Here is a 16,304-nt window from a genome sequence, read left to right as displayed (position 1 = left end):
TTACACAGTGGTTGTCAAAGCTTCTCTGTTCCGAGTACGTAATCGAATATTACTATAAAAAATTCCGCCCAGAATGATGATCACACCAATCCACTGAGACCAGCTTATGGTTTCTCCTAGAACTAATGAGGACATGGCGATGACAACCGGCAATTCGGATGACGTAAGAATGGTTCCCAATCCCGAACCGACATGCGGCATTCCAATCGAATACAGAAGAGGGGGGAGGACGCCTCCGAATATACCCAGTGCCAATCCGTAAGGAATGATCCCCACAAATACATCCAAGTCCAATAAAAACGTTGGCGGAAAAACGATAAATACGGTCAATACGCCTCCCGTGGAAAGTAGGGCGCTTTTTAAAATGGGAGGCGTTTCCTTTTCGACCGACCCACTCAAAAATACGAATGCGGAAAAGGACGATGCCGCAAGCATTCCCCAGAGGCATCCCTGCCATGATAACACTATGGGTTCTTGGAATAGGATATTGGCTGCCAACACGGAACCCGCCAGAAGCAAGGCGATGGAAATGAGTTTCGTCTTGGTTGGCTTTTTCTTGTGGAATACCCACTCCAACAAGGCTCCGATCCAAACAAATTGGAACAAAATAACGATTGCTAGAGAGGCGCTTAACGTTTGTAGGGCTTGATAATAAAATATGCCCGTTAACCCGAAGGGAATTCCAGAAAGGATAAGCTTTGAAGCTTGGATTCGAGTCAGTTTTTTCTTTTTGATAAATAACACGGCAAGCCAACAGAGCACAACGCCGAACAGATACTGTCCTCCGGTTACTGCGGACACGGTGAAACCTGCTGCATAGGCCAATTTAACAAAGGTGGACAAAACCCCATAACTGCAGCCTCCTAAAAAAACGATCAATGCATAGTGCCATAATTTCATCAAATCCTTATCCTCCTTAGTTAAACGCAAAAAAGCCACACAAACGACCGTACGGCCTTTGCGTGGCGAAAATGGAGAGATAACTCTCCAGAAAAGTCCACATCATCCCAAATAGGTTTTAGGTAAGATATTAAGTTTCATTTAACAGTATAAAAGCATACTTTGATCCATGTCAATTGCTATGTATAAAAATATTAGGGCTGCGCAACAGCCCAAAGTAAATGTCGATCAAGAAGCTTCCATAAGTTTAATGTCTACAAGTATGGACTTCAAATCCTCTCTGGCTGAAGGATTCAGTGGTTGTAACGGAAGAGGCAGGCTGGGACTTGAAATCAAGTTATCCATTTCTGCTGCTGCAGCTACAACGCGAAGACTACCATATTGGCGAAATAACGTCCAAATCGGTTCGAGCTGTTTAGAAAGGCGATTGGCTTCGTCAGCAAAGCCTTCCAAAGCCAATCGAGTCATCCTCATGCATGTCTTTGGAAATAAGCCTCCCAGCACCGAGTACCAAGCTTCACAACCTGCATTCAAGCCGGTGGCTGCAAACGGATCATTGCTTACTCCGATGGTTACGCTGGAAGGAATGAGCTCGCGAAGATGGCTTACTCGTGTCTTGGCTGCTTCAGGTTCAGACGGCACTCCAGGGATCTTGATTGAACGTACACTGGGGAGCTCAGCAATTCGGCCATGCAGTTCATCGCTAAAATGAAAATGCGTAGTCCCCGGATTATCATAAACGCAAAGCGGGATAGAGAGTGAGCATGTCACATGTTTATATAAGGAGTATACTTCTTCATCCGTTAATGCTTGGTAAGAAACAGGAGCCAACAGCACCGCGCTTGCTCCTGCTCTTTGTGCGTCTTCTGCCAAACGAAGCACATCAATCGTGCGCAATGCGCTTATGCTTGTCATCACGGGAATGCCCTCAGCGTAACCGACCGCAAGCTGCAAAACCCGAAAACGTTCCTCCCGGCTTAGATAGGCATAGTTACCTGTCGAACCCAGTGCCCCGATGGAGTCTACGCCTGCTGCTGCCAATCGCTCAATTAGCTTCACAAATTCATTTTCGTTAATTCCTGTTTCATTCATTGGGGTCAGTGGAAATGCTGATAATCCATGGAACATGAAGCTACACTCCTCCAAATGTTAACTTTCATAAATAACACAAATTATATAAATCAACTGGACTCACTTAAAGATCCAATTTCAAAACATTCAATAAGGCCAATTTAATTAAGACATCATTAACGTTAGCGGTTATTCGCTAAGATGTTGGCGGATAAGAACGACTCTATTCATTAGGTATTGACTATCTCGCAAGGTTAAGAATTATGATTTTAGAAAAGAGGGGGTTATGAGCTGTAAGGAGGGAAGTTTGTGTCGAGTACTTGTAATAAATGCGGAGCCCGTCTCCCAACGGGGAATACATGTCAATCGATTTTCAACGAATTTATGGCACTTGAATTCACTGATCCTAGCTATGGACGGGTTCATTTTCTCACGGTTGCATCTTACATGGTTCAGCATGAAGGTTATAGCGATGAGATGTATGTCTGGATCCAAACCGCATTAAGGAAGCATCTGGAAGAGGGCTACCCTACGGAATTGATTCGCCAAGACATGAACAGAGGACCAGGGAGCACCAAGGGGATTCGAAGGCCAGTGAATGCGCCGCCTCTCCCCAAGGTGGCTTGGACCATGACGATTGCCGACGTGGCTGCACAGATGAATGATGCCGAAAGCTATTGTAAGCTCATTGAGCAATGGGGACGTACGACGCTTAAAGAGATGGGACCGCTTGTTTTATGATGAATGCAGCGAATCAGAATCAAATCTCACGGCGTACGGTTATGATGAGCATAACCAATGTGCCGAATGTGGGGTAATTAAAGAGTCTTTAATGAGAATATCTTACTTGGACAACTAGAGATCACTTGAAGTTAAGTGTAGAACCCCTTGAGCCTATGTAATGGCTTTTGTTGAGTCTTACGATAGATTGGAAATTAGAAAATGTAGAAAATGAGACCTTTGCTATCGGCTGCAGTTTGGCTGTAAAAACGCCGGATTTCGTTAAAATGCTGCAGCATGAAGTCAAAGAACGCGTCGCCATCCTCGTTTGAAACCATGCCAGGCTCAAGCGGATAAACCTCCTCTTTGATCATGGTCGGGAAATCATAACGCAAGCGGAGCTGTTCTTCATCCAGCTCAGACATAGCCTGAAGCGCTTCTGCAACTTGCTCGGCGCGCAAGAAAAATGCCCCGAATGAGCCAAATTCGATGCCTTTGTCTGATGTTATCGGAACAACATAGCCAAGAGGGGGCTCTCCATCGGCGATATCTCCACATAGCAAGTAGTGAATCGCCTCCCAGGTTCTATCGATGTCCAGCCCGGGATAATCGTCTAATTTCAAATTCGCCAATTCAATTTCGCCTGCAGCGATTTGCTGCACAAGTTTATCATCCATAGCAACGTAATATCCGTACATTCCCATATTGTCATCTTCCTTTCTCTTATAGGGTAGTTACTAAATTGCACGATCTAAATGTAACATCCTGGAATTGTGTGTTTCAAAGAACATTGGATAAAAGCCTCAAAACTAGGTATAAAGACTGCATTAATTTTATTTTTGTTCTCGCTAAACGGAACTTGTCTCCAGCATATAGTAGTCTAAAAAGCTATCATTGATAATCATTCTCACTATTCATATAATTAGGCTAGACAAAGCTTTGGAGGCGGGAGGGGAACATGATATGAGGATGAAAGATCAGATGATGCTTTGGGACAGCGCTTCCTTCCAAATTTCAGATATTCGCCGCAGGCGCCTGCAGCCGAAAGAGCGGCTGGAATACCGTGCACCGGCGGAGCTGTTTCTTGTATCAACTGCGGGGAAGGCTCGAATTGAAACGGAAGGCTTCAACCTTTGGTCGGTGGATGCGTCGATCGTACATCTTGGCAAAGGGGCCGAGTTTCGGATCGCTGAAGCGACGGACAATTATGAATACTTTCTGATATTATACAAGGCATTGTTGCCGGATGGCCTGCCGAAGAGCCTTGATCAACCTCAGCTAGCCGTCAGGCAGTTCCATTCCAGTTATGCGATTCCGGTCGTAATGAATGCTGCATACCGCAAATTGGTTCGCGAGATGGAGCAAATTTGGGGGCAGGAACAGGCGCTGACCCGTTTGGAGGCAAAACAGCAATTTTATGCGTTCGTACATTTATTCTTGTCGGAGATGGAGCAGCTGGAAGCGGGGAGAGCAGTGCACGATGAAGATCCGGTCGAATCGACCGTGCAATATATGGAAGCCCACTACGCCGAGCCGTGGACGCTCGCTTCGCTGGCAGAGCGGCTTGGGACCAATACACGCAGGTTGCAGCGTGGCTTCAATGCCCGCTTTGGACATAGCCCGCTCGAGCATCTGATCGAAATCCGTTTGAAACGGGCAAAAAAGCTTCTTGAAAATAGCGAGCTTCCGATTTCGAATATCGCGGACGAGGTCGGTTATCCGGACAGCTATTATTTTAGCAGGCTATTCAAAAAGTACGTCGGCTTGCCTCCAAGCGATTATAGGGTGAATCGTAAAAATGAACAACGTATGACGGACATGAACTGTCGGATTTCTCCAGCATTGCCGTCGCATACGATCATTGTCCCGACGGACTGGGCTAGGTATGATCAGAGGGGGAGCGTGTTACAGGATTTTCAAACGCTCCTGACCATGACCTTAATGTGCACCGGAGGGCTAGCCCATGTCGAAGGGAAAGTTCGTGTGCCCCATTTGCGCGGCGTGCTTGAATTAGAAAGGATACCCGAGCGTATCGCCGTGCTTGATTACCAGTATGTCGACCAGCTTCTCGCTCTTGGCGTTCAGCCGATCGGCAGCGTGGTTTGCAGTGTCGAGGTGCTCGGCCTTCCGATTGACTTGGCCAGACCATTGAAACGCATGGCCCATTTAGGATCGAAGGAAGTACCCGATCTGTCCGCGATTACGGCAATCGAGCCGGACTTGATTATATGCACGGGGTTTCAGGAGCATCGCTTCGAGGAGTTGTCCGTCATCGCCCCGACGATCATGCTCGATCGCAATGAAGATTGGCGGCAGTCGCTGCTTCGACTCGGCGCTTTGTTAGATCGCCAGGTTCGGGCGTTGAGCGAAATCGATGCTTATGGGGCCAAGCTGAATACCATTCGAACCCGCCTGCAAGCGGCGGGGGATGCGCAAACGGTCGCGCTCATCCGGCCGCGGGACGGCAAAATCCGGCTGCACAGCGAAAAACATCGCACGGCGCGCCTGCTGTACGATGACCTTGGACTGTCGGTGCCGCAGCTTCCCGGTATGAGTCAAGGAACCAGCTCGATGATTCCCTTGGAGACGCTGCCGGAATTGAAAGCGGACCGATTGTTCGTGCTGACGGACGACACGAATCGGGAGCAGACCCGCATGTACTTGCGGAGCGAAGCCTGGAATAGCACCCGCGCCGTTCGCAGCGGCCAGGTCCGCCATGTTCACACGGCCCTATGGATCGGCTATTACGGCCCGCTCGGAATGAATAGGGTTGTGGACGAAATTGCAGCGGCAATATTGCCGAATTAGCTGAATCATCCCAATAATCCTATCCGGATAATGAGGGGCCTATGCCTGTGATAGAGATTAGAGAAGACCCTGGTAATATGTTTTAGCTATTTTATTGATAATGATTATCATTACAGATTAGGAGAAAAGCCTATGAAAATATCGATATACAACCCCGCTCGGGACGGCCGGTCATGAATTACCTGGTTCCGTTAGGAATGGAGGAACTTGCAGTCCTTCAACAAAAATACGGATTTAGGGTAGCTGCTTCGTCATATAGCGAAGATGAAAGCGAAAGCATCCCGGGCAACGAGGGTATGATTCCATTGAACGCATTGTTGGATCCGGGCGGTTGCACCGCTTACCTTGACGGGTTGGCCGCCCGTCTCGGCACGGATTCCCGGCCGATCGCTGCCTCCATGTTCGCCAAGCGGTATGCCGCGATTGCGGTTATGCCTTATTTCCATGCGCTTACTTGTTATGACAAGGCGTTGGAGCTGACTTTTCAGAGCATGCGACTGCGCAGCGGCAAGCACTGGCTGGACGGGATTACGTTCGATCTTCCACTTCGGGCAGTTCCGTGCACGGAGCGGAGAGAGGCATGGCGTTCTCACGCCGCCGAAAGTTTGATCCGGCACCATTTGAGTTCGCTGTGGCAGTCTCTGTCCAGCTGCTCGGGATTGCCGATGGCGATCATTTGGGAGAACATGGCGGTCCGAATTTATTCGCTGTACGAGAAAAAGCTGCGGAACTGCGGCGAAGTTTCGGCAGCTAGGATCGAAGAAGATTTTTGGTTTTTGCTCCATGAGCTTCCTGCCGAGGCTTTCATGCAGCGCAGGCAGCCTTTCGCGCGTTTTTACGGCGACGGTGCGCCACCCGAGGAGGCGCGGAATCATGGATCAGGGGGGACACGCACTAGATTGACCTGCTGTCTATATTATCGGGTTTCGAAGGGCGGCGAATATTGCGACGCTTGTCCAAAGCATGCCCGTTAACGAGTTATCCAACGATCATCGCGAATGGAAGACTAAGGAGATGAGGAATTAATAGAGAGAAATGGAATGATTGTTAAAGATCTTGTCGCAAATATCCAGATCGGCTGACGCAATCGTTCATTTTCATGCCAATCTCTTCATGTAATAATGAGAATCAATATCAATTAGTTGCTGATAGAAAGAGGGAGGTTCTTGTTCATGTTTTTCAATGTTCACTTTACGCTTCGAAGAAGCTTCGGAATCATCATGCTTACAACTTGCTTGGTCGCGATGGCCGTACTGGCCGGATGCGGCCAAACCGACGGCGGAGGCGCATCCTCACCGCCCAACGCCCAGAGTGCGTCCGCGGGGGAAGGGGCCTCCCGGACCGGTACGGCAGAGGCTGAACGGAATATTCAGCATGCCATGGGGGACACGGTTGTGGCGGGAACGCCGATAAAGGTCGTCACGCTGTTCCAAGGAGCGACCGATGCCGCGCTGGCGCTTGGCGTGAAGCCGACCGGTGCCGTCGAAGCTTGGATCGAGCAACCGTGGTACAACTATATTCGGGAACAGATGGAAGGCGTCGTTAATCTTGGCTCGGAGAACCAACCCAATCTGGAAGAAATCGCTGCCCTCAAGCCCGACGTGATCATCGCGTCCAAAACGAGACATGAAGAGATCTACAGCCAGCTTAGCGGCATCGCGCCGACCGTCATGACCGAAGAAGTACATATCTGGAAGGAGTCGCTTGCGCTGACTGCCGAAGCCTTGAACAAGAAAAAGGAAGAACAGGCGTTTTTGCAGCGCTGGGAAGGCGAAGTCGCCGACTTCAAAGAAAAAATGGGAGACAAGCTGAAGATGGAAGTCGGCATCCTGGATTTCCGCGCAGACCATGCGCGCATCGTTCACACCGGTTTCTCCGCCTTGGTTCTGGATGAGCTCGGCATCACGCGTCCGATGGAACAAAAGGGAGAAGAATGGGGCGTCAAATTGGTGTCAAAGGAAAACATACCGCAGATGGACGCCGACATCCTGTTCGATCAAACGAGCACTTCCCGCGACGATGGGCGGCTGGATCTGCGCAAGGAGTGGACGGAGCATCCACTGTGGAAGAATTTGCGCGCGGTTCAAAACAATCGCGTGTACGAAGTGGACACCGCGGTTTGGAATAACGGCTCTGGTCCGCTAGCGGCAGAGCAAATGCTGATCGATCTCAAAGAAATTTACGAATTGGAATAATCAGACAACTAGAGGAGGGTACGGGTTGAAGCCGCTTTTTCAACGAAATGGCAGTAAACTGCTGGGCCTCGCCGCCGCCATGCTGCTATTGGCCGTCGCCTTCATCGCCAGCATCGCGTTCGGGACAACGCCGATCAAACCGTCCACGACGCTCGAGTCCTTACTTCGTTATGACTCCGCCGACAACGAGCACGTCATCATCGTGACGACGCGGGCACCGCGTGCCGCCTATGCGCTTGCCGTCGGAGCTTCGTTGGCAGTCGCGGGGGCCTTGATGCAGGCATTGACTCGAAATCCGCTGGCTTCGCCCGGATTGTTCGGGATCAATGCCGGGGCCGTGCTTGCGGTTGTGCTGGCTCTGACGCTGCTGCCGTTGACGGCCCTTTCCCAGCTTGTCTGGGCCGCTTTTGCGGGTGCGGCCGCGGCAGCGCTGCTCGTTTACTGGTTAGCTTCGCTAGCGGGAGGCGGACTGACGCCGATTCGGCTGGTTCTGGCCGGTTCGGCGCTGAGTGCGCTTTTTGGCGCGCTGACGCAGGGCGTGCTGGCCCTGGATGAGTCCGGACTGCAAAACGTGCTTTTCTGGTTGGCCGGTTCGGTCGCCGGAAAAGAGATGACGATGCTGCAGCAAGTGTTGCCTTATATGACGGTTGGCGGAATTACGGCATTGGCGTTGTCCTATCCCTTAACCATTCTTGGGTCAGGGGACGACGTGGCGAAGGGGTTGGGACAGCGAACGGGATTCGTTAAAATGCTTACTGCGGCGGCCGTCGTGCTCCTGGCCGGAAGCGCAGTGGCTGCAGCAGGAGCTATTGGATTCGTCGGTTTGGTCATGCCGCATTTCGCGCGTTATTTGGCCGGAACGGATTATCGTTGGGTCGTGCCATACTCTGCGGTACTAGGGGCAATCCTGCTGCTCTTGGCCGACCTGGCCGCCCGGTTTCCGGTGCAACCCGGGGAGCTGCCGCTGGGAGTCGTCACAGGTCTCATCGGTATGCCGTTCTTCATCTACATTGCTCGCAGCGGACTACATGCGAGGGAGGGCACCGGATGAATCGTTTATCTTTGTTCCAACGTTCCAGGCAAGGCAGCTACAAGCTGACCAGCCAGCGTCCCTTGCTGACGCTATCGCTCCTATTAACCGTGCTGCTTACCGTATTTATATTGGGCGCTTGTCTCGGTAATACTTGGGAGTCGCCGCTCCAAGTGCTGCAAACCATCATCGGCATAAATGGGGATTCCGCCTTCGTGATTGGCACGCTGCGTTTGCCTCGCCTAGTGCTCGCGGGTTTGGCGGGGGCGGGTCTCAGTATGGCAGGTGCCATCTTACAAGGACTCATACGCAATCCGCTCGCCGCACCGGACGTGCTGGGAATGACGGGAGGAGCTTCCGTTGCCGCGGTTGCCTTTATTGCGTTGACGGGAGGAGCCATCGGAATCGGATGGCTACCGGTCGCCGCTATGTTCGGAGCGCTACTATGTTCCGGATTGGTTTACGTGCTGGCCTGGAAAAAGGGTGTTGCCCCCACACGGTTGGTGCTGATCGGGGTAGGCATGTCGGCAGGTGCCAGCTCACTGACCATGCTGCTTCTAGCATTTAGTTCCATCACTTCGGCCAGCAAAGCCTATATATGGCTCACCGGCAGCGTATATGGAGCTACTTGGAACCAAGTGCTAACGCTATTGCCGTGGACGGTGCTCTGCGGCGGGATCGCCTGGTTGAATGCTCGCCATTTGAACATTCACACGCTTGGGGAAGGGATCGCAACCGGCATCGGCGCGGCTGTGCAGCGACAACGCCTATGGCTGCTTCTCATTGCCGTGGGACTTGCCGGATCATCGGTCGCTCTGGTCGGAGCCGTGGGGTTTATCGGCCTGATTGGACCGCATATCGCTCGAAGAATGGTCGGAACTTCTTATGGCGTCTTACTGCCGGCTTCTGCTGTTATTGGCGCACTTTTGCTGTTGTTGGCCGATGTGGCAGGCCGTACTTTGTTTCAGCCGCTCGATGTTCCGGCAGGCGTATTCACGGCGGCTATCGGTGCTCCTTTTTTCATCATGCTGCTTGCGCGTCAACGACGTATGTGATCGGGATGCCTATCGTTTCTGATAAGTCGTCGAAAGGCAGATTAGTGGGTAGACTGAAATAGCTAAAAGGATAAGCCGTCACGATACGATTCGTTGGCGGCTTATTCGTGTGAATAACAAAGTTCAACTCACAGTATAATTCTATGATATGGTATTCTACTTACGAATCAAATCCGGACAAGAAACCGTTCGAGTCGGTTAAGGAGGATCGTATGAACATTACCGGTATACAATCTGACTGGAAAGTGGAAAAAATCGAATTCGCCAAGTTAACGGGTGAACGAGCCAGAAGCGCGGGGGCAAATGGCAGAATCGGCGTCCATGGCAAAAGCTGCACTGTGGATATCGCCAGAATTACGATCGATGGACAAACAGGTTACGGCAGCTCGATTCATATGACACCGGAATGGGCCGAAGACATAATAGGCCGCCGATTGCTTGATTTATTCGATGACCGGGGCAGACTGCGCGAAGCGTATCGATTGCAATTGGAATATCCTGTGCTCGATTGGTTAGGACAGAGACAAGGCAAACCAGTGTATGACTTAGTGTCCGGTGCCCACTTGGAAAGGGGAGCCCCATTGGCTGTCCCTTGCTATGATACCTCTCTGTACTTCGACGATTTGCATTTGCCGGATGAGAGGACCGCGGTCGCGCTGATGCAAGAAGAAGCAATGCAAGGTTATGCGAAGGGCCAACGTCATTTTAAGATTAAGGTTGGCCGAGGCGGACGCCATATGCCGCTCTGGGAAGGGACGAAACGAGATATCGCGATCGTGCGCGGGATCTCGGAAGTGGCAGGTCCCGCAGGCAAGATCATGATCGATGCGAATAATGCCTATAATTTGAACTTAACCAAAGAGGTCTTGGCGGCTTTATCGGATGTGAATCTATATTGGCTGGAAGAAGCGTTTCATGAGGATGAAGCCTTGTACGAGGACCTGAAGGAATGGCTCCTGCAACGTGGGCAGAATGTGCTTATCGCGGATGGGGAAGGGCTTGCCTCACCTCATCTTATTGAATGGGCGACTCGCGGCCACGTGGATGTACTGCAGTACGATATCATCTGGCCCGGTTTCACGCATTGGATGGAATTAGGCGAGAAGTTGGATGCCCATGGTTTACGGTCTGCGCCTCATTGTTACGGCAATGCTTATGGTATTTACGCGTCAGGACATTTGTCAGCCGCAGTGCGGAACTTCGAATTTGTGGAATATGACGACATTACAATTGAAGGAATGGATGTATCAGGCTATCGTATCGAAAACGGAGAGATTCATATTCCGGCAACGCCTGGTTTCGGAATCGTCTTCGACGATGAACTTGTAACAAACCTTGTAAAGCGATCCGGCTGGTCCTAAGAAGCCGTTAATAAGCCAGAGAATATAATGATGCTGGACTACAAATTTCTATTATATTATGGATAAGCGCTGTTGCGATGCAAAAGCGCTTATTCGTGTGGCTGCATATGTCGGACACAAGAACATGCACACTCTATAAGTCGCATTATGATGAGTAACGAATAAGGAGGAATATAATGAACCTGAAGAAGGACAACAAGATATTGCGCAAGTCATTTGAGCAATCCGCGAGCTATTATCAAAGGGCGCGTCCGGATTACCCGGAAGAATTGTTCGATGAATTAATTCAGGCGGCCAATTTGCATGCAGGTGATCATTTGTTGGAAGTGGGCTGTGCTACAGGTAAGGCTACTCTTCCGTTAGCCAGGCGTGGATTTAAAATCACGTGTGTAGAACTTGGTGCTGAGCTCGCTATAGTTGCCCGTCAAAACCTTGTCGGCATGGACGTCGACATAATCACGGGAAGTTTCGAAGATTGGCAGCCAGAGATGGAGAGAGAGTTTGATTTGGTATTCGCTGCAACGGCTTGGAAATGGGTTGATCCCGAAGTTCGATACATCAAGGCATGGCAAGCCCTTCGTCCAGGCGGACATCTGGCATTTTGGAACGCAGATCACGTTTTTCCAGAGGGTGGGGACCCATTCTTCCGTGAAATTCAAACCGTGTACTATGAAATCGGCGAGGGTAAATCAGTAGACCATAACGAATGGCCGCGACCAGGAGAACTACACGAGCAAAGATATGAGATAGAGAAAAGTGGGCTGTTTGAGGTTGTTCATGTTAGACACTTCGACTGGGAGCGCATTTATCATGTTGATGAGTACATTAAACTCCTCGAAACTTTTTCCGGACACATCCTTATGGAGGAATGGAAACGCGACAAGCTCTTCAATGAAATCCGAATTCGCCTTAAAAGCCGTCCAGAAAAGTCGGTTCGTCGCCATTGGGGCGTTGTTCTCCATGTAGCCCTTCGAAAGGATTGACACGCTATTGGCCTCTTTAGCCGTCGAGGGACAAGATTATAGTCGCATTAGAAGTCGCCTAGATGGTGGCTTTCGTATTATTAGGTCAGCCAGAGATTTCTGGTTGGCCTATTTTTGTAGGCATTATACGATGGTGGTAGCCGGGAGAACGAAGGTGGCTTAGGGACACAGATCCCGTCAAAAAAACGGTTCTCTCACTACCGTCCAACGACTATGTTTGAGCTGGTAGAGGCTTTAGACCTCGCATCACAAGCGAAGCTATGGGGTTGGAGACCATGTGGGAAGGCCGGTAAATCGAATCAAGGAGGTTATTATGCAGCCAGTAGTAGGAATAGACGTGGCCAAAGGGGTTAGCGTTATCCAAGCCTTTATCGGTCGCGAAAAACCCTTCGGGAGGATGGAGAAGCTTCATCATGGGCCGGAAGGTTTTGAACAGCTAGGGGAACTGTTAGGAACACTCAAACATAAAAGTGGCGTTGAGCCCGTTGTTGTCCTCGAGGCGACCGGACATTACCATCGAAGTCTGGTAGGGTATCTTAAACGCAGTGGATGGACTCATTACATCGTCAACCCTCTGCAAGCCAAACGATCGAAAGGCGCGCAACTTCGCAAGGTGAAAACAGATGCAGCAGATGCATGGCATTTGGCTGAGATGTACTACCGAGGGGACGTTAAAGCGCATCGAGAGTGGGAGGAAACCTACACCGAACTTCAACACTTAACGAGGCAACATGAGTTTGTAACCGCGATGTACGTACAAGCCAAGTTAAACAGCAGAGCTTTGCTTGAGCAGGTGTTTCCGGACTTCATCGGATTATTTCATAATTTGTATGCGACCACATCATTAAAAGTGCTAAAGCGATGTTTGGAGAATAAGGTCGAAGATGTGGGTGATCTCATCCTTGAATGTGTAGGTAAATCCCACTCCAAAGGATGGATTACGGAGAAAACAAAACGGTTGAAAGAACTCTTGTTGGGCTGGAAAACACAAGAGAGGAGTCAATCTCAGAGCATAGCGTTGACTAGCATGGTCTCCCTGCTGTTGGAATTCGATAAGCAGTTAAATTATTTGGAAAAGCAGATGGAAGAACTGGCTAAGGAGTTGCCTGAAGTGGAATTGATCAAAAGTATCCCGGGTGTAGGGAACAAACTTGCGGCAGCCATCGTAGCAGAGCTTGGCGATGCAAGTCAGTTCAAGGATGCGAAGCAACTTGTAGCCTACGCAGGATTAGATCCGGGGATCTACAGCTCAGGAAAATTCACGGCTACAAGCAACCGGATCACGAAACGAGGCTCAAAAAGACTACGGCGAGCACTCTATCTTGCCGTACAGTGCGGAATTCGCAGACATGCAAACCGCAGGATAAGTGATTACTACGACAAAAAAAGAAAAGAGGGCAAGCCCTACAAGGTGGTCGTGATCGCTTGCGCCAACAAGCTTCTCCATCACATTTATGCCATCCTAAGTAAAAGCGAACCCTACAAAGCCTAAAAACCATATTTTCCCATAACCTTCACGCCAATGAAGGTTATTTGTGCTGTTTAGAAAAGTATATCAGTATTCTATTATTTAACCAAGTTGTAATGCTTGACAAGTATTAGCTGGTTTTTTTGTTCCTTTTGCCGAAAAGGGCGAAAGCAATTAAAAAGTTTACTGGATACATGGCGGTTGTGGTGCAGGCAAGCTTATAATGACAAAGAAATTTGTTGATAACATCCCAGGTCTCCTCTTTTCGGGGGAGGTAGTGTAATAAAGGGCCCAAGGGTATAATAAAACATACCTTGTTTCTATAACTAGCGAAATATGAAAAAGGATGCCGATGATCATGCCGATTAATTCGTTTGAAAACTATCCAATGAGCTGGAAACCAACGATTGATAAAAATCAAAAACCCATTTATAAAGCACTCGCAAGGCAATTGTATCAGGATATTGTAAACGGAGTTTTATTACCAGGAACAAGATAGCATATGAAGTCGCCATCAGGCGGCTTTTTTGTTTTAGTTATAAGAGCTTTCCGAGCTGAGGACAAGACTAAAATGCCACAGCGGGAATATCAACTGCTCGAAGAGGAGCCGATGTTCGAAGCACGGTTGACCCAAACGGACGCAAACCAACATTTTTTTAGCCCGCTATCCACGTCTTACCACTCGTTTGCCGACTTTGCACTTTCTTTAAAAATGCCGAATATCAAGGCTTTTTTACTCTTCAAAAATGTCTCATTGCCGGAAAAGAAAGCGCTGCTGCATAATTAGGCCACACCGCTCGCGAGGCGATGAACGACATATGGAGGTGGAGACTGATGAAGCAAGCTACGGCTCGAAGGGATTTCCCGCAACCGTTCAAGCGGGCGGATCACCGCACAAGCTTCGCGGCAAGGCTTCGCAGGGACAAATGGCTATACCTGTTGCTGCTCCCCGGCTTGCTTTATTTTTTGGTTTTTAAATACGTGCCGATGTGGGGGGTCATGCTGGCATTTCAAAACTATCAGCCGTTTACCGGATTTTTGAAAAGCGAATGGGTGGGCTTTGAGCATTTTCGCCTGTTTTTTAACAATCCCGAGTTTATGATGCTGCTGCGCAATACGCTGTTGTTATCATTTTATAATCTCATCTTCTTTTTTCCCGCTCCGATTATATTGGCACTCCTGTTAAACGAGGTAAGGCTTTCCTTCTTCAAGCGCACGATTCAAACGATGATTTACGTTCCGCATTTTATTTCGATGGTAATCGTGGCAAGCCTAACGTACGTGTTCCTAACCACGGAAGGCGGCACCGTCAACGAGCTGCTTTTCCAATATACGGGGAACAAAATCCAATTTCTGTCCGATCCGTCATGGTTCCGCCCCGTTATTATTTTGCAGACGATCTGGAAGGAATGCGGCTGGGGAACGATTATATTCCTGGCGGCGCTGGCGGCCGTTGACGTGGAGCAGTACGAGGCGGCGACGATTGACGGGGCAAACCGCTGGAGGCAAATCTGGCATATAACACTGCCGGCGATCCGCAGCACCATCGTGATTCTTTTGATTTTGCGGATGGGCAGCGTGCTGGACAATGGCTTCGAACAAATATATTTGATGCTGAATCCGCTCAACCGCTCGGTAGGCGAAGTGTTCGACACCTACGTATACGCGATGGGCATCACGCAAGGCGCTTTTAGCTACAGCACGGCTGTCGGACTGTTTAAATCGGTTGTCGGCGTCACGCTTGTGCTCGGTACGAACTGGCTGGCGAAAAAGTTCGGCGAATCCGGGCTGTACTAATAAGCAAGAAAGGGGAATCAATCTATGGCCAAGCATTACAGAACTGCGGCCGGTGTCACGTTCGACGCTGCCAATTATATCGTGCTAACGTTGTTCGGGCTGGCTGCCGTGCTCCCTTTCATTTACGTGATTGCGGGCTCCTTTGCATCGGACGCGGAGTTAACGTCAAGAGCGGTATTTTTCATACCCAAAACCTTTACTTTGAATGCTTACGAGTTTATTTTTTCGACGGATACGATCATGAAAAGCATCGGCGTTTCCGTCTACATAACGGTCATCGGCACGCTCGTCAACTTGTTTTTCACGGTCACGATGGCCTATTCCTTGGCCAAGAGAGGATTGTACGGCCGGAATCTGGTGTTGAATCTCGTCATCTTCTCTATGCTGTTCGGTGGGGGGATGATACCGACTTATCTGGTCGTCAAGGAGCTGCACCTGCTTGATTCGCTTTGGGCACTCATGCTGCCTGGCGCGATCAGCGCATTTAACCTGATCATCGTCAAAAACTTTTTCCAGGAAATTCCGAAGGAGATCGAGGAGGCCGGCCGGATCGACGGCTGCTCCGAGCTTGGCCTCTTAGGGCGGATCGTGCTGCCGCTTTCAATGCCTGTCCTCGCTACATTTACGTTGTTTTACGCCGTCGGGCATTGGAACGACTTCTTTGCGGCACTGCTGTATATTAACGATCCGGAAAAATGGCCGCTGCAGGTCATGCTGCGCCAGATCGTTCTGCTGTCGCAAGCGGCCGCAGGCGATTTGAACTCGATGGACCCTAATTTTGTGAAGCCGCCGGATCAATCGATCAAAATGGCCGTGATCGTCGTCGGCACGATTCCGATCTTGTGTGTGTATCCGTTCCTGCAAAAGCATTTCGCCAAAGGCGTCCTGCTTGGCTCGGTGAAAGGCTAACGTTTGT

15 protein-coding genes and 1 pseudogene are annotated in these 16,304 nt (G+C 49.9%); 13 read left to right on the top strand and 3 right to left on the bottom strand.

The window, feature by feature from the left end:
* A complete protein-coding gene (locus M1D70_RS16485; RefSeq protein ID WP_456290454.1) occupies window positions 1–900 on the bottom strand; it encodes an EamA family transporter in 900 nt (299 codons plus the stop codon).
* Between the two features lie 228 nt (window positions 901–1,128).
* Window positions 1,129–2,028 carry a dihydrodipicolinate synthase family protein gene (locus M1D70_RS16480; protein WP_456287340.1) on the bottom strand — a complete coding sequence of 300 codons (900 nt, stop codon included), beginning with the start codon at window positions 2,026–2,028 and terminating at the stop codon, window positions 1,129–1,131.
* A 252-nt stretch (window positions 2,029–2,280) separates the two neighbouring features.
* Between M1D70_RS16480 and M1D70_RS16475 the strand changes: the two genes are divergently transcribed.
* Window positions 2,281–2,712 (top strand): DUF5946 family protein, encoded by a 432-nt coding sequence (locus M1D70_RS16475; protein WP_036673968.1) that lies wholly within the window; start codon window positions 2,281–2,283, stop codon window positions 2,710–2,712.
* A gap of 194 nt (window positions 2,713–2,906) precedes the next feature.
* Here M1D70_RS16475 and M1D70_RS16470 read toward each other — a convergent pair whose 3' ends face one another.
* Window positions 2,907–3,395, bottom strand: coding sequence for a YfbM family protein (locus M1D70_RS16470; protein ID WP_009595456.1), 489 nt, complete (start codon window positions 3,393–3,395; stop codon window positions 2,907–2,909).
* A 259-nt stretch (window positions 3,396–3,654) separates the two neighbouring features.
* Between M1D70_RS16470 and M1D70_RS16465 the strand changes: the two genes are divergently transcribed.
* The 12 genes and pseudogenes from M1D70_RS16465 (at window position 3,655) to M1D70_RS16410 (ending at window position 16,297) form a co-directional block, all read left to right on the top strand.
* Window positions 3,655–5,499, top strand: a complete 1,845-nt coding sequence (locus M1D70_RS16465; protein WP_456287339.1) for a helix-turn-helix domain-containing protein — start codon at window positions 3,655–3,657, stop codon at window positions 5,497–5,499.
* Window positions 5,500–5,672: 173 nt separating this feature from the next.
* Window positions 5,673–6,473, top strand: a complete 801-nt coding sequence (locus tag M1D70_RS16460; RefSeq protein WP_456287338.1) for an IucA/IucC family C-terminal-domain containing protein — start codon at window positions 5,673–5,675, stop codon at window positions 6,471–6,473.
* 198 nt (window positions 6,474–6,671) lie between these two features.
* Entirely contained in the window at window positions 6,672–7,694 is a 1,023-nt protein-coding gene (locus M1D70_RS16455) for an ABC transporter substrate-binding protein (RefSeq protein ID WP_456287337.1), read from the top strand.
* A gap of 25 nt (window positions 7,695–7,719) precedes the next feature.
* A complete protein-coding gene (locus tag M1D70_RS16450; RefSeq protein WP_009595447.1) occupies window positions 7,720–8,745 on the top strand; it encodes a FecCD family ABC transporter permease in 1,026 nt (341 codons plus the stop codon).
* The gene (locus M1D70_RS16445) at window positions 8,742–9,779 is read left to right on the top strand and encodes a FecCD family ABC transporter permease (protein ID WP_456287336.1); all 1,038 of its coding nucleotides are present in this window, start codon (window positions 8,742–8,744) and stop codon (window positions 9,777–9,779) included. The genes M1D70_RS16450 and M1D70_RS16445 overlap by 4 nt, the downstream gene beginning before the upstream one ends.
* A 212-nt stretch (window positions 9,780–9,991) precedes the next feature.
* Window positions 9,992–11,140 carry an enolase C-terminal domain-like protein gene (locus M1D70_RS16440; RefSeq protein WP_456287335.1) on the top strand — a complete coding sequence of 383 codons (1,149 nt, stop codon included), beginning with the start codon at window positions 9,992–9,994 and terminating at the stop codon, window positions 11,138–11,140.
* A 176-nt stretch (window positions 11,141–11,316) separates the two neighbouring features.
* Entirely contained in the window at window positions 11,317–12,123 is an 807-nt protein-coding gene (locus tag M1D70_RS16435) for a class I SAM-dependent methyltransferase (protein WP_456287334.1), read from the top strand.
* Between the two features lie 313 nt (window positions 12,124–12,436).
* Entirely contained in the window at window positions 12,437–13,615 is a 1,179-nt protein-coding gene (locus tag M1D70_RS16430; RefSeq protein WP_456287333.1) for an IS110 family RNA-guided transposase, read from the top strand.
* A 334-nt stretch (window positions 13,616–13,949) separates the two neighbouring features.
* Window positions 13,950–14,087 (top strand): annotated as a pseudogene (locus M1D70_RS16425) (hypothetical protein); the annotation flags it as partial.
* Window positions 14,088–14,093: 6 nt separating this feature from the next.
* The gene (locus M1D70_RS16420; RefSeq protein WP_456287332.1) at window positions 14,094–14,378 is read left to right on the top strand and encodes a hypothetical protein; all 285 of its coding nucleotides are present in this window, start codon (window positions 14,094–14,096) and stop codon (window positions 14,376–14,378) included.
* A 47-nt stretch (window positions 14,379–14,425) separates the two neighbouring features.
* Window positions 14,426–15,388 (top strand): ABC transporter permease, encoded by a 963-nt coding sequence (locus M1D70_RS16415; RefSeq protein ID WP_456287331.1) that lies wholly within the window; start codon window positions 14,426–14,428, stop codon window positions 15,386–15,388.
* A 24-nt stretch (window positions 15,389–15,412) separates the two neighbouring features.
* Window positions 15,413–16,297, top strand: a complete 885-nt coding sequence (locus M1D70_RS16410; protein WP_009595429.1) for a carbohydrate ABC transporter permease — start codon at window positions 15,413–15,415, stop codon at window positions 16,295–16,297.
* The last annotated feature ends 7 nt before the right edge of the window (window positions 16,298–16,304 follow it).

The sequence above is a fragment of the Paenibacillus sp. AK002 genome, from assembly GCF_053903045.1.
Note: the sequence above shows the minus strand (reverse complement) of the source record. Positions and strands in the feature narration are given on the sequence as shown.